Genomic DNA, 12,839 nt, shown 5'->3' with positions numbered 1-12,839 from the left:
CCTGCCGCTTCCCGGGCGTCCTCGCTCATCCCCGGCTGCCCCGACAACCGCACGGACCGCCCACCCGTCGCCGGGCCGGCACCGCCCGGGCGTCCCGTGCCCGGGACTCTGCACGTGCACGGCGCAAGTTGCGTTCTGCACGGTAGTCGAGATCAACTTTATCGGTGCCAATCGATCGCCGCGGTCAGCTGGGCCAAAGAATCGTACCCCCGAAGCCCCGCCAGTCAATTTCGTTCCCCGTTCGGTCGTTGACCTGCGAAAAGTGCTTTTCCGGCCGAGAGCGGGCCACGGCATTGCCCGCCACCGCCCCGAAGAGGGAATCCCGGTTACCGGAAGCTCCGTCCGCGAGCATCCGGGCGTCACCCGGTTAGCCCACCCAGGGCAGCGGCGTCCCTCTGCCGATCTACACTGCGTACCCCCAACGGGTGGGTCAAGTCCCAAGGTGTGCCCGATGTTGTGGCGTTCCGCGCACCCACGTCCCGACCTGGTGTTTTCTTCCGGGGTACCGCGCTGACCAGTGGACCTTCACCGCGAGGCGCGCACCAGGGGTAACTCTCCAGCGCCACAGAGACCCTTTTTGACTACCCCACGTGACCGACTTGGCCGACCTCTGGCACCGTTGCCCCGTTCGCCGCAGCGGGCGCCGGACGCGACAACGTCCTGTCACAATTCTTTTCATCAATACGGGTGGTCCGTCCGCGATCCCCGGCACGATCGCGCATTCGGGGTTTTTCGACCGGAAAACGAATCCCGTCCCGTTCGGCACCCGAACGGCCCAGCCCGCCTTCGGCATCCACCGGATGGCGTAGTTACGATGTCCGTCTCGCGGTCCGCAAGGGCGGCCCGGCGCCCCGCCCGCGGGCGTCCGGAGCCGCCGCCACGGAGGCAACCTGCCGGAGGCACCATGTACGACGTCGCGCGCCCCGCGACGGGCAACGCCCTGGATGAGACCGGCCGGCTGCCGGTCGTGCCCCCCGGGGGCCGCCCGCCCGGCACCGAGCACCGCCGGTCGGCTCCCCGCCCGGGTCCCGACTACGCCGGGATCCAGGCCGGCCCCGAGTTCGTCGCGCTGCGCCGCCGGTTCCGGGCGTTCGTCTTCCCGATGAGCTTCGCGTTCTTCGCCTGGTACATGACATACGTGCTGCTGGCCGCCTACGCCCACGACTTCATGAGCCGCAAGGTGTTCGGCCAGGTCAACGTCGGCCTCCTGCTCGGCATCGGGCAGTTCGCCAGCACCGCGCTGGTGACCTGGCTCTACCTGCGCTACGCCCGCCGCCGGATCGACCCGCGGGTCGACGCGCTGCGCGCCCAGGCGGGCCTGCCGGACAGGACGCGCCGGTGACCGCCCTCGCGGCGGGCGGGGTGCCCGTCAGCGACCCGGTCGTCAACACGGCCGTGTTCGCCCTGTTCGTGGCGATCACGCTGTACGTCGTCTACCGGGCCGGCGCCCGGAACTCGTCGACGGCCGACTACTACGCCGCGGGCAGCGCGTTCACCGGCCGCCAGAACGGCATCGCGCTCTCCGGCGACTTCCTGTCGGCGGCGTCGTTCCTCGGCATCGCCGGCGCGATCGCCATCCACGGGTACGACGGCTTCCTCTACTCGATCGGCTTCCTCGTCGCCTGGCTGGTCGACCTGCTGCTGATCGCCGAACTGCTGCGCAACACCGGCCGCTTCACGATGGGCGACGTGCTGAGCTTCCGGATGCGGCAGCGCCCGGTCCGCGCGGCGGCGGCGACGTCGACGCTGGTGATCTCGTTCTTCTACATGCTGGCGCAGATGGCGGGCGCCGGCGGCCTGGTCGCCTTGCTGCTCAACGTGCACTCCCGGCTCGGCCAGGCGCTGGTGATCGGCGTCGTCGGGCTGGTCATGGTGCTGTACGTGCTGGTCGGCGGCATGAAGGGCACCACGTGGGTGCAGATCATCAAGGCGACGATCCTGCTGCTGTGCGGCGCGCTGCTCACGGTGTTCCTGTTCGGCAAATTCGGCTTCTCGATCTCGAACCTGCTCTCCTCGGCGGCCGAAAACAGCCCTCTCGGCGACAAGCTCCTCGAACCGGGCGGCTCGTACGGCAAGAACGACACCACCAAGCTCGACTTCGTGTCGCTGGCGCTGGCCCTGGTGCTCGGCGCGGCGGCGCTGCCGCACGTGCTGATGCGCTTCTACACGGTGCCGGACTCCCGGGAGGCCCGCCGGTCGGTGGTGTGGGCGACGGCGTGCATGTTCGTGTTCTACCTGTGCACGCTGGTGATCGGCTTCGGCGCGGCCGCGCTGGTCGGCGCGGACGAGATCAAGAGCGCGCCGGGCGGGGAGAACTCGGCGGCCCCGCTGCTGGCCCTGCACGTGGGCGGGACGCTGCTGCTGGGCATCATCGCCGCGGTGGCGTTCGCGACGATCCTCGCGGTGGTGGCCGGGCTGACGATCACCGCGTCGGCCTCGTTCGCCCACGACGTGTACGCGAACATCTTCAAGCGCGGCAAGGCGGAACCGGCGGACGAGGTCCGGATGGCGCGGCTGACCGCGATCGTGGTCGGGGTGCTGGCCATCGCCGGCGGGGTGCTGGCGAACGGGCAGAACATCGCGTTCCTGGTCGCGCTGGCGTTCGCGGTGGCGGCGTCGGCGAACCTGTCGACGCTGCTGTACTCGCTGTTCTGGAAGCGGTTCAACACGACGGGCACGCTGTGGGGCATCTACGGCGGCCTGATCGCGTCCCTGGTGCTGGTGCTCTTCTCGCCGGTCGTCTCCGGCGCCCCGGACGCGATCTTCAAGAGCGTCGACTTCGCCTGGTTCCCGCTGAAGAACCCGGGCCTGGCGTCGATCCCGTTCTCGTTCCTGTGCGGGTTCGTCGGAACACTGGTGGGCAGGTCGAAGGCGGATCCGGAGAAGCAGGCCGAGATGGAGGTCCGGTCGCTGACCGGCATCGGCTCCTGAAGTACTGACCTAGGGGGTCACGCGGAGGCCGTCGAAGATCACGCTCAAGACGCGCTTCCCGTCCTCCGGGGTGCAGTTGCGGACCGCCATGCCCGCGCCGTGGCCCAGCCGCAGGATGTCCGCGCCGACGACGTCCGCGCGGACCAGGCCGGCGTCCTGGGCCGTCTCCACCAGCACGCCCGTCGCCTCGCGGAGGCGCTTCTGGCAGTACTGGAAGGTCTCGGAGCCGGCGTCGACGGACTCCTTGAGGATCGCCGCCAGCTTGTACCGCTCGACCACCCAGCTGACCTGGGCGAGCAGCCACGCCTCCAGGGCCTCCCACGGCGGCAGCTCGTCGTGCAGGACGAACGCGCGGTCGGCGAGCATCTCGATCTCGTCGCGGTAGACCGCTTCGAACAGTTTCTCCCGCGTCGGGAAGTGCCGGTAGAGGGTGCCCGCGCCGACGCCCGCCGTCTTGGCGATGTCGTCCAGCGGCACCTCGGCACCGTGCGCGGTGAAGAGGTCCTTCGCCGTCGCGACGATGCGCTCGTAGTTGCGCCGCGCGTCCGCCCGCATCGGACGCGCCGTGTCCCCGCCCGGCATCCCGGCCTCCTCGCCACTAACCGGAGAGATTCTCCGAATTCACTTGCGCATCCGGAGACTATCTCCATATTATCGCATCGCACCCAAGTGGAGAAGCTCTCCACTTACCTTCCTGCTCCTTGGGGGAGTATCCCTTGACCCAGCAAACCGTCCACCGTGAGCCCACGGCCGAGGACGCGGCCGGACCGCCCCGCCGCAGTGGGCTGGTCCTCGCGATCATCCTGACCTGCCAGCTCATGCTCATCCTCGACGCGACCGTGATGAACGTCGCGCTCCCGCGCATCCAGGCCGACCTCGGCTTCACCGCCACCGGCCTGTCCTGGGTGATGACGGCCTACAGCCTCGTCTTCGGCGGCCTGCTGCTGCTCGGCGGCCGGGCGGGCGACCTGTTCGGGCGGCGCCGCATGTTCGTCGCGGGCACCGCCGTGTTCACCATCGCGTCGCTGGCCGGCGGCCTCGCCGAATCGGCCACGCTGCTCATCGCCGCCCGCGTCCTGCAGGGCGTCGGCGCCGCGATGGCGGGCCCGAGCACCCTGGCGCTGGTCACGACCACGTACACCGAGGCCAAGGCCCGCGTCCGGGCGCTGTCGCTGTTCTCCGCGATGTCCAGCGGCGGGTTCGCGATCGGCCTGATCGTGGGCGGCCTGCTCACCGAGTGGATCTCGTGGCGCGCCGCGCTGTTCATCAACGTCCCGTTCGGGCTGGCGATCGTCCTGCTCGCCCCGCGGTTCGTGCCCGAGCCGCGGCGCCGGTCCGCGCACCTCGACCTGCCCGGCGCGGTCACCGGCACCCTCGGCGTCGGCGCGCTGGTGTTCGCCTTCACGCACGCCGCGTCCGACGGCTGGGGCAATGCCGTGACGCTCGGCTCGCTCGCCGGCGGCCTGGCCCTGCTGGCCGGGTTCGTCGCCATCGAAGCCCGCACCGCCCTGCCACTGGTCCCGCTGCGGCTGTTCGCCGAACGCAACCGCAGCGCGGCCTACGTCAACTTCTTCCTCGGCCCGATGGCGATGATGTCGATGTTCTTCTTCCTCACCCAGTTCATGCAGGACATCCGGCACTTCGCCGCGCTGGCCACCGGGTTCGCGTTCCTCCCGATGGCGGCGCTGATCTTCACCATGAGCCGGCTCGTGCCGCGGCTGCTCCCCCGCTACGGGCCGAAGCCGCTCGCCGTCACCGGCTCGGTGCTGATGGTCGCCGGCGTCGGCTGGCTCGCCCTGCTCACCACCGAGAGCACGTACTTCCCGGCGTTGCTCGGGCCGCTGCTGCTGATGGGACTCGGCGGCGGGCTGGCGTTCGCGCCGCTCAACGTGATCGTCATGGCCACCGTGCCCACCGAGGACGCGGGCGCCGCGGGCGGCGTGCTGCAGACCATGCAGCAGGTCGGCAGCACGCTCGGGCTCGGCATCCTGGTCACGGTGTTCGGCTCGACGACCCGCTCGGCGGCCGCGGCCGGCACGACCGGGCCACAGCTCACCGTCGACGGCATGACCGCCGCGTTCGGCACGGCCGCGCTGTTCGCGGCCTGCACGTTCCTGGTGGCGCTGACCTTCCGCCGCCAGGTGACGGCTACAGCTTCCGCCCGGCCTTGACCCGGTGCGTCACCCGGCGCTCGACGAGGAACGAGACGAACGGGACACAGCCGGCCAGCAGCACGAGCACGGTGCCCTTGATCGACCAGCGGGCCTTGATCGCCAGGTCGATGGTCAGCACCAGGTAGATCATGTACAGCACGCCGTGGATCGGCGAGTAGACCGCCGACGGCGTCGGGTTGTCGAAGCCGTACCGCAGCACCATCACGAAGCACAGGCCGAGCAGGCCGACGCCGGTGACGTAGGCGGCGGTCCGGAACCGGACCAGGGGGCCGGCGAGCGGCACCGCGGTCTGCGGGGCACCTTCGGTGCTGGTGGTCATCGGGTCGTCCTCACTCTGCGGCCTGCTGGTCGCGGGCGTTCAGCTCGCGCAGGTAACGGTTGTACGCGGCCAGCTCCTCGTCCTCGTCATCCACCGGCGCCTCCGCGTCGGGACGGGGGCGGGGAGCGGGCACCTCGGCGACGGGGGCCGGCTTCTCGTCCGCCGCTCCGCCGGCCTCGGCCTTCTGCCGGAGCTGGCGGATCCGCCAGAACATGAAGGCCGGGAACAGCCCGAACAGCGGCCACTGCAGGACGTAGCCGAGGTTCTGGAAGGTGCCGTTCGCCGAGGTGAAGCGGTCCCACTGCCACCAGGCGAGCCCGCAGCAGACAAGCAGGCTCACCAGGCAGGTCGCGAAGATCGCGATCCGCCGCCCCCAGGGGGAAGCGGCCGGTGGTGGGGAAGCTGGCACGGGATCGACGCTAGCACTGGACGGCTGAGGGAGAACGCCCGACTGTGATCGAGGTGGCCCGGCTCTCAGCCCGGGTTCGGCGTTGCGTTCACCGTGGCGATCGGCCGGTTGTCCACAGCCCTGGCCGATTGTGGACAACTCGGCCACCCTGCTCCGCAATCGGACTTGTCGTCAGTGGCCGCCGATAGACTGGACTCGGGGACGCCCCCCAAGGGAAGGGCGGGGGGCCGGGCTTCAGCCTTGCTTGCGCACCGACTGGGCCGCCTTCGCGTACCCGTCCGCCAGCCCGAACACCTTCTGCGCGTACTCGGTCGAGTTGTTGTACGACAGGATCCCCGCCCACCAGCCCGACGGGCTCGCCATGTCCCGCCCACCCGCGCACAGGTACCGCGCCGCCGCCAATGCCGCGTCGTCGATCTGCTGGGGGTCGCCGAGGCCGTCGCCGTTGCCGTCGGAGGCCCACTTGCGCCACGTTCCCGGGATGAACTGCATCGGCCCGACCGCCCGGTCCACCCCCGCGTCGCCGTCGTAGCGGCCGCCGTCCGTGTCGCCGATCGCCTGGACTCCGGCGGAGCCGTCGAGCGGGACGCCGACGATCGGCTTGGACGGCCGCCCGTCCGCGCCGAGCACGGCGCCGGCGTACTGGCCGTGGTTGGACTCGATCCGGCCGATGCCGGCGAGCGTCGCCCACGAGATCCGGCACTTCGGCTGGTCCGCGCGCATCGCCAGCTCGGCGTTGCCGTAGGCCGCCAGCGCCCGCGCCGGCACGGTCGTGACCGCGGCGACCTGGCTCGCCCACTGCGAGAGGGTCGCCGGGCCGGTGCTGCGCGGGTGGGCCTGCTGCGGTGTCGTCTGCTGGTCGGCGCCGCCCACCACGGCGCCGCCGGCCGGGGCGACCGAGCCTGGGCGGACGTCGGCCGCCTTGACCTGCAGGGCGGGGATCTCGGTGGTGAGCGGGCTCGCTTCGGGCGTCGACGCGCGGGTGACGAGCCAGATGCCGCCGCCGGCGACCGCCAGCACGGCGAGGACCACGATCAGCCGGGTGAGCACGGCCACCCCCGCGGAGCGCGACGCCGGTGCCGGGACGGCGGGGGCGGCTTGGTCGACGGCGTCGATCCGGTCGTCCTCGGTCTTTCCGGTCCTTTTGCGCACGAAACTCCGGTCCTCCAGCGTGGTGTCGACGAACTGTCAACGAGCCCGCGCAGGTTAGCGTTACGCGGGTCGTCGTCATCGTCTCACCACGCCGGTTCACCCGGCCGGGCAAAAGTGAAGCTTGTTCTGGTCAGGCCGCCGCTGATCAGCGCAGAAGTCATGCGACGGCCGACGGCTGAATAAAGCCTCAGTGCCTCGTCAAGCGGACTTCTGCTGGCGCGCGAGCCGCGCCACGCACCAGGCCGGGGCACTGCCGCGGCGCAGGTGCTGCAGGACGGTCATCGGCCCGAGCCGGCGGCTCAGGTCGGACGGCGCGAGCCCGGCCGCCCGGTAGTCGAGGGCCCGCTGGTCGAGCGGGCTGAGGCCGGCGTCCCACCACTCCTCGGCCTCGGCGACGCCGCCGACCATCTGCCACCAGCCCGCGGCGGCGGTGAGGAGTTCTTCGGGCACCTCCGGCAGCCGGCGGCGCATCGCGTCGAGGTAGCCGGGATCGGCCGACTCGACCGGGACGAACCGGGACGGTCCGGACCGGGCACGCTGGCCGGGGATGCCCGGGGCGGCCTGCGGCGGGGCGTCGGCCAGCCACTCGGACGCGATCCGGTCGACCTCCTGCTCCTCGGGGGTCTGCTCGCGCTCGGCGGCCCACTGCCGGATCAACGCGTCCACTCCGGGATCTCCGGTCATCCCTGCCTCCTTAGGTCCCCGACGGACAGGACTTGACGCCTGTCCCACGCGGCGGTGCCGCACGCACCAACCTGCACCTTGCTGAGTGGAAAATGCCTGCGTACCGGTGCTCTCCAGGGGGGTGGTGAACCACCCGATCACGCAATGTGAGCACCGTAGGGCCGAGATGGTCTTCTTCGCCAGACCCCGGCTGCCACGAATTCGCCGACCTGCGCGTTTTCGACCGCAATCCACCCGGATGGTCGAGTCTTCGGTCCGAATTCCGGGATTGGTGACACGCAGTGATTTACCGTCCGTTAACACTCACAGTAACCGATGCGGCGCCCGTGCACGGTGTCCGGAATCGCCGATTCAGGAGAAAAGCGTCCGGAAGAACGTGACGATCGCTTCGGCGCCGTCCTTGAGCCAGCCGAGCACGCGGTGCACGAAGTCGGCGGACTGGGTGGGCTGGGTGATCAGCAGGAACAGCACGAGTGCCACCACCCCCACGATGAGAACCTTCTTCATGCCGCCCGACATGTGCTTCCTCCCCTGCTCGCCGCCCCCGTCCCGGGAGTGGCCACGCCAATACTCTAGGGAAGGCCCGGCTGGAAAACACCTCGAGCGACCCAGGGAGTGGCGATGACCCGGAACGTGCTGGTCGAGCGGGACGGCGCGGTGACGACGGTCACCATCGACCGGCCGTCCGCCCGCAACGCGGTCGACGGCCCGACCGCCGCCGAACTGTCCGACGCCTTCCGCGCCTTCGACGCCGACCCCGCCGCCGCCGTCGCGGTGCTGACCGGAGCCGGTGACGCGTTCTGCGCCGGCGCGGACCTCAAGGCGATCGGCACCGACCGGATGAACCGGACTCACCCGGACGGGGACGGCCCGATGGGACCGACCCGGATGGCGCTCGGCAAGCCGGTGATCGCGGCGGTGCACGGCCACGCCGTCGCGGGCGGGCTCGAGCTGGCCCTGTGGTGCGATCTGCGGGTCGCGGACGCCACGGCGGTGTTCGGCGTGTTCTGCCGCCGCTGGGGCGTGCCGCTGATCGACGGCGGCACCGTGCGGCTGCCACGCCTGATCGGCCAGTCCCGGGCGATGGACCTGATCCTGACCGGACGGCCGGTGGCCGCCGCCGAAGCGTTCGACATCGGCTTGGCCAACCGCCTGGTCCCGGCGGGCGAGGCGGTCGCGGCGGCACAGGCGCTGGCACGGGAGATCGCGGCGTTCCCGCAGGTGTGCCTGCGGGGTGACCGGCTTTCGGCGCTCGGCCAGTGGGGAAAGTCCGAAGAAGACGCGCTGACGGCCGAGTTCGGCGCGGCGATGGGGACGGGCGCGCTGGCGGCGGAGGCGGTCGACGGCGCGGCCCGGTTCGCCGGCGGCGCGGGTCGCCACGGCAGTTTCTCGTGACCAGCGGGGCAGCACGCGTGATCCGACGGGCATCAGCCGTGACCAGCGAGGCATCACGTGTGATCCGAAGGGTATCGCGCCGATGCCCGCCCAATCACGCGTGATGCCCGCTCAAGCACACGTGATGCCGTTCTGGTTACCCGTGTGGCCGCCGCGATTCCGGTCAAGCGGCCGATAAGGTCTCCGGATGGACGACGACGTCTCCAGCGTCATGCTCCGGCCGGTGGCCGAGGCCGATCTCGCGCTGCTGGAGGAGCTGACCAACGACCCCGTCGCGACGGGCGAGCACCAGTGGTTCGGCTGGCACGACCCCGGTTACCTGCGCCGCCGCTGGCAGGAGACCGGGATGCTCACCACCGACAACGGCATGCTGGTGCCGACGCTGGGCGGCCGCGTGCTCGGCCTGGTTTCCTGGCACCGCAGCCGCACCGGGCCCACGTCCTTCTGCTGGAACCTGGGTCTGGTGCTGGTCCCCGAAGCCCGTGGACACGGCTACGGCACCGAGGCCCAGCGCCTGCTCGTCGAATACCTCTTCGCACACACGCAGCTCAACCGCGTCGAAGCAACGACCGAGGTCGGCAACCGCGCCGAACAGCGCTCGCTCGAGAAGGCCGGGTTCACGCGCGAAGGAGTCCTGCGCGGCTACGGCTTCCGTGACGGCGAGTGGCGCGACCACGTCGGCTACTCGGTCGTGCGCTCCGACCTGGCGAAGAGCTAGCCGATCACGCCCGCCGAACGCAGGGCGCCGAGGTCCGTGACGCCCAGTTCGGCGAGCACGGCTTCGGTGTCGGATCCCTTGGCGTGCGGGGCTTCCGGGGTCTCCGGCGGAGTCCGGTCGAACCGCGGGGCCGGCGCGGGCTGGACCATGCCGCCGATCTCGACGAACGTGCCGCGTGCCGCGTTGTGCGGGTGGGACGCCGCTTCCGCGGGCGACAGCACCGGCGTCAGGCACGCGTCGGTGCCGTCGGCGCGGGCGACGAGCTCGTCGCGGGTGTGCTTCGCGATCGCCCCCGCCACGATCTCCCGCAGCCTCGGCCACTGCGTCTTGTCGATGTGCGGTGGCAGCTCGGCCGGATCCAGCTCGAGGACCTTGACCAGGTCGCCCCAGAACCGCAGCTCGATCGCGCCTACCGCGACGTACTTGCCGTCGGCGGTCTCGTAGGTGTCGTAGAACGGCGCGCCGCCGTCGAGCATGTTTTCGCCGCGCTCGCCGGACCAGAGGCCGGCCGCCTTGATGCCGTGCAGGCTCGTGGTGAGCAGTGCGGCGCCGTCGACCATCGACGCGTCGACGACCTGACCGCGACCCGAGGTGTTCCGTTCGTACAGGGCGGCGAGGATGCCCATGGCGAGCAGGAGCCCGCCGCCGCCGAAGTCGCCGACGAGGTTGAGCGGCGGCACCGGCCGCTCGCCCGCGCGCCCGATCGGTTCGAGGGCGCCGGCGATGCCGATGTAGTTGATGTCGTGCCCGGCGGCCGGCGCGAGCGGGCCGTCCTGGCCCCAGCCGGTCATCCGGCCGTAGACCAGCCGCGGGTTGCGGGCGTGCACGACGTCCGGGCCGAGCCCGGTCCGCTCGGCGACGCCCGGGCGGAAGCCTTCGATGAGCACGTCGGCGGTGTCGCACAGCTTCAGCACCAGTTCGACGCCTTCGGGCGTCTTGGTGTTGATGCCGACGGACCGGCGGCCGCGGGCGAGGGGGTCGGTCTGGATGCCGAGCACGTCCTTCCCCGGCGTCGCGCGATCGACGCGGACGACGTCGGCGCCGAGGTCGGCGAGGATCATCGCGGCGAACGGCCCGGGCGCGAGACCCGCGAGCTCCACCACCTTCAGGCCGCTGAGCGGACCTGCCTTCATGATCGGTCCTTTCAGAGCGAGCGGGAGATGATTTCCTTCATGATCTCGCTGGTGCCGCCGAAGATCCGGGAAATCCGGACGTCGGCCCAGGCACGCGCGATCGGGTACTCGGTCATGTAGCCGTAGCCGCCGAAGAGCTGCACGCAGTCGTCGATCACCTTGTTGACCCGCTCGGTGGTCCACAGCTTCGCCATCGCCGCGCCCTGCACGTCGAGCTCGCCCTTGAGGTGCCGTTCGATGCACTGGTCGAGGAACGCCCGCGCGACGGCGGCTTCCGTGGCCGCCTCGGCGAGGGTGAACTTGGTGTTCTGGAAGGAGAAGATCGGCCGGCCGAACGCCGTGCGCTCCTTCGTGTATTCGAGGGTGAGGTCGACCGCCGCCTCCAGCCCGGCCACCGCGGTCACGGCGATGATCAGCCGTTCCTGGGGCAGCTGGAGCATCAGCTGGACGAAGCCCTGGCCTTCGGTGTCGCCGAGCAGGTTGGCGGCGGGCACGCGCACGTCGTCGAAGAACAGCTCCGCGGTGTCCTGGCCCTTCATCCCGACCTTGTCGAGCACACGGCCGCGGCGGAAGCCCGGGCTGTCGGTCTCCACCACGATCAGCGAGACGCCCTGGGCGCCCGCGTCCGGGTCGGTCTTGCACGCGACGATCACGAGGCCGGCGTGGAACCCGTTGGTGATGAACGTCTTCGCGCCGTTGAGCACGTAGTGGTCGCCGTCGAGCACCGCCCGGGTCTTGATCCCCTGGAGGTCGGATCCGGTGCCGGGTTCGGTCATCGCGATCGCGCCGACCAGCTCGCCGCTGGCCAGCTTAGGCAGCCACTCTCGCTTCTTCTCTTCCGAGGCGTAGGCGAGCAGGTAGTGCGCGACGATTCCGTTGTGGACGGTGACGCCCCACGCGCTGTCGCCGGCGCGGGCCTGCTCTTCGTAGAGCACGGCCTCGTGGGCGAACGTGCCGCCGCCCCCGCCGTACTCCTCGGGGATCGAGAGACAGAGCAGGCCGACGTCGCCGGCCTTGGTCCACAGTTCGCGGTCGACCTTCTTCTCCGCCGCCCAGCGTTCCTGGTGCGGGACGGCCTCCTTCTGCAGGAACGACCGCGAGAGCTCGCGGAGGTCTTCGAGCTCGGTCGTGCTCCACGAGCTCTTCGGCAGTCGCAGTGGCACAGGACCTCCCGCTGGAAAACATGACGCTCGGCATGTAAGTTCTCTCCGGAATGTACCTCCGTACCGGCCTGTAGGTAAAGCAGGGAGGCCGCGGTGACCGAGACGACGCACCGGACCCAGGCGCAGCGGCGCGAACAGACCCGCACGGCGCTGCTCGACGCCACCATCGACTGCCTGGTGGATGTCGGCTACGCCCGCACCTCGGTGCAGGAGATCTGCGCCCGCGCGGGCGTGTCGAAGGGCGCGGTGCAGCACCACTTCACCGCGAAGGCCGAGCTGATGGCCGCCGCGGTCGAGCACCTGACGACGAAGCTGCGTCTCCAGCTCGCGACGTCGCTCGACGAGCTGCCCGGCGGCGGCACGGGCGTCGCCGCGGCGATCGACCTGCTGTGGGCCGGCTACTCCGGCACCCTCTCGACCGCCGTCACCGAGCTGTGGGTCGCCGCCCGGACCGACCCCGAGCTGCGCGCGGCCATCCGCCCGGTCGACCGCGCGCTCGGCCGCGCGACGCTCGAGCACGTCACCCAGGTCGCCGGGGAACTGCCCCCCGAGCGCGCCGAGATGCTGTTCTGGCTCACCGTGAACCTCACCCGCGGGCTGGCGCTGGACGCCGAACTCGGCGGCGACCCGAACCGGCGCCGGCTGCTCCTGGAGGAGTGGAAGCGGATCGCCGTCCTGCTCTACCAGGACGCCACCGCCGCGCCGAGCTGACTACCACACCGGGCGAAGTCCGCACCAGAGCTGCGCTGCCCCTTATCCCG

The 12,839-nt window shown here is 70.9% G+C and carries 14 protein-coding genes; 6 read left to right on the top strand and 8 right to left on the bottom strand.

What is annotated here, in order from left to right; all coding sequences use genetic code 11:
• The first annotated feature begins 904 nt into the window (after positions 1 to 904).
• Both AB0M82_RS28145 and AB0M82_RS28140 read left to right on the top strand, forming a co-directional pair.
• Positions 905 to 1,342, top strand: a complete 438-nt coding sequence (locus AB0M82_RS28145; protein WP_364727833.1) for a DUF485 domain-containing protein — start codon at positions 905 to 907, stop codon at positions 1,340 to 1,342.
• A complete protein-coding gene (locus tag AB0M82_RS28140) occupies positions 1,339 to 2,931 on the top strand; it encodes a cation acetate symporter (protein ID WP_364727831.1) in 1,593 nt (530 codons plus the stop codon). The genes AB0M82_RS28145 and AB0M82_RS28140 overlap by 4 nt, the downstream gene beginning before the upstream one ends.
• Before the next feature lie 9 nt (positions 2,932 to 2,940).
• Here AB0M82_RS28140 and AB0M82_RS28135 read toward each other — a convergent pair whose 3' ends face one another.
• Positions 2,941 to 3,513: a TetR/AcrR family transcriptional regulator gene (locus AB0M82_RS28135; RefSeq protein ID WP_364727828.1), complete on the bottom strand. Its 573-nt coding sequence runs from the start codon at positions 3,511 to 3,513 to the stop codon at positions 2,941 to 2,943.
• 134 nt (positions 3,514 to 3,647) lie between these two features.
• Here AB0M82_RS28135 and AB0M82_RS28130 point away from each other — a divergent pair, with 134 nt between their 5' ends.
• Positions 3,648 to 5,102: an MFS transporter gene (locus AB0M82_RS28130; protein WP_364727826.1), complete on the top strand. Its 1,455-nt coding sequence runs from the start codon at positions 3,648 to 3,650 to the stop codon at positions 5,100 to 5,102.
• On the opposite strand, the gene AB0M82_RS28125 is transcribed toward AB0M82_RS28130, so the two are convergent.
• The 5 genes from AB0M82_RS28125 to AB0M82_RS28105 form a co-directional block, all read right to left on the bottom strand.
• The gene (locus AB0M82_RS28125; RefSeq protein WP_364727823.1) at positions 5,080 to 5,424 is read right to left on the bottom strand and encodes a DUF3817 domain-containing protein; all 345 of its coding nucleotides are present in this window, start codon (positions 5,422 to 5,424) and stop codon (positions 5,080 to 5,082) included. The genes AB0M82_RS28130 and AB0M82_RS28125 overlap by 23 nt on opposite strands.
• 10 nt (positions 5,425 to 5,434) lie before the next feature.
• Positions 5,435 to 5,788: a hypothetical protein gene (locus tag AB0M82_RS28120; protein WP_364727893.1), complete on the bottom strand. Its 354-nt coding sequence runs from the start codon at positions 5,786 to 5,788 to the stop codon at positions 5,435 to 5,437.
• 279 nt (positions 5,789 to 6,067) lie between these two features.
• Positions 6,068 to 6,985 (bottom strand): lytic murein transglycosylase, encoded by a 918-nt coding sequence (locus tag AB0M82_RS28115; RefSeq protein WP_364727821.1) that lies wholly within the window; start codon positions 6,983 to 6,985, stop codon positions 6,068 to 6,070.
• Between the two features lie 198 nt (positions 6,986 to 7,183).
• Entirely contained in the window at positions 7,184 to 7,669 is a 486-nt protein-coding gene (locus AB0M82_RS28110; protein WP_364727818.1) for a helix-turn-helix transcriptional regulator, read from the bottom strand.
• A 351-nt stretch (positions 7,670 to 8,020) separates the two neighbouring features.
• Positions 8,021 to 8,176 carry a hypothetical protein gene (locus tag AB0M82_RS28105; protein ID WP_364727899.1) on the bottom strand — a complete coding sequence of 52 codons (156 nt, stop codon included), beginning with the start codon at positions 8,174 to 8,176 and terminating at the stop codon, positions 8,021 to 8,023.
• Positions 8,177 to 8,290: 114 nt separating this feature from the next.
• Here AB0M82_RS28105 and AB0M82_RS28100 point away from each other — a divergent pair, with 114 nt between their 5' ends.
• Both AB0M82_RS28100 and AB0M82_RS28095 read left to right on the top strand, forming a co-directional pair.
• Positions 8,291 to 9,064 carry a crotonase/enoyl-CoA hydratase family protein gene (locus AB0M82_RS28100; protein WP_364727815.1) on the top strand — a complete coding sequence of 258 codons (774 nt, stop codon included), beginning with the start codon at positions 8,291 to 8,293 and terminating at the stop codon, positions 9,062 to 9,064.
• A gap of 187 nt (positions 9,065 to 9,251) precedes the next feature.
• Positions 9,252 to 9,782: a GNAT family protein gene (locus AB0M82_RS28095; RefSeq protein ID WP_364727812.1), complete on the top strand. Its 531-nt coding sequence runs from the start codon at positions 9,252 to 9,254 to the stop codon at positions 9,780 to 9,782.
• On the opposite strand, the gene AB0M82_RS28090 is transcribed toward AB0M82_RS28095, so the two are convergent.
• Together AB0M82_RS28090 and AB0M82_RS28085 are read right to left on the bottom strand one after the other, a co-directional pair.
• Positions 9,779 to 10,915, bottom strand: coding sequence for a CaiB/BaiF CoA-transferase family protein (locus AB0M82_RS28090; RefSeq protein WP_364727809.1), 1,137 nt, complete (start codon positions 10,913 to 10,915; stop codon positions 9,779 to 9,781). The genes AB0M82_RS28095 and AB0M82_RS28090 overlap by 4 nt on opposite strands.
• Before the next feature lie 11 nt (positions 10,916 to 10,926).
• Complete coding sequence (locus AB0M82_RS28085; RefSeq protein ID WP_364727807.1) at positions 10,927 to 12,078, bottom strand: acyl-CoA dehydrogenase family protein; 1,152 nt, start codon at positions 12,076 to 12,078, stop codon at positions 10,927 to 10,929.
• 93 nt (positions 12,079 to 12,171) lie between these two features.
• Here AB0M82_RS28085 and AB0M82_RS28080 point away from each other — a divergent pair, with 93 nt between their 5' ends.
• Positions 12,172 to 12,789: a TetR/AcrR family transcriptional regulator gene (locus tag AB0M82_RS28080; RefSeq protein ID WP_364727805.1), complete on the top strand. Its 618-nt coding sequence runs from the start codon at positions 12,172 to 12,174 to the stop codon at positions 12,787 to 12,789.
• The last annotated feature ends 50 nt before the right edge of the window (positions 12,790 to 12,839 follow it).

The sequence above is a fragment of the Amycolatopsis sp. NPDC051128 genome, from assembly GCF_040682715.1.
Lineage (GTDB): Bacteria > Actinomycetota > Actinomycetes > Mycobacteriales > Pseudonocardiaceae > Amycolatopsis.
Note: the sequence above shows the minus strand (reverse complement) of the source record. Positions and strands in the feature narration are given on the sequence as shown.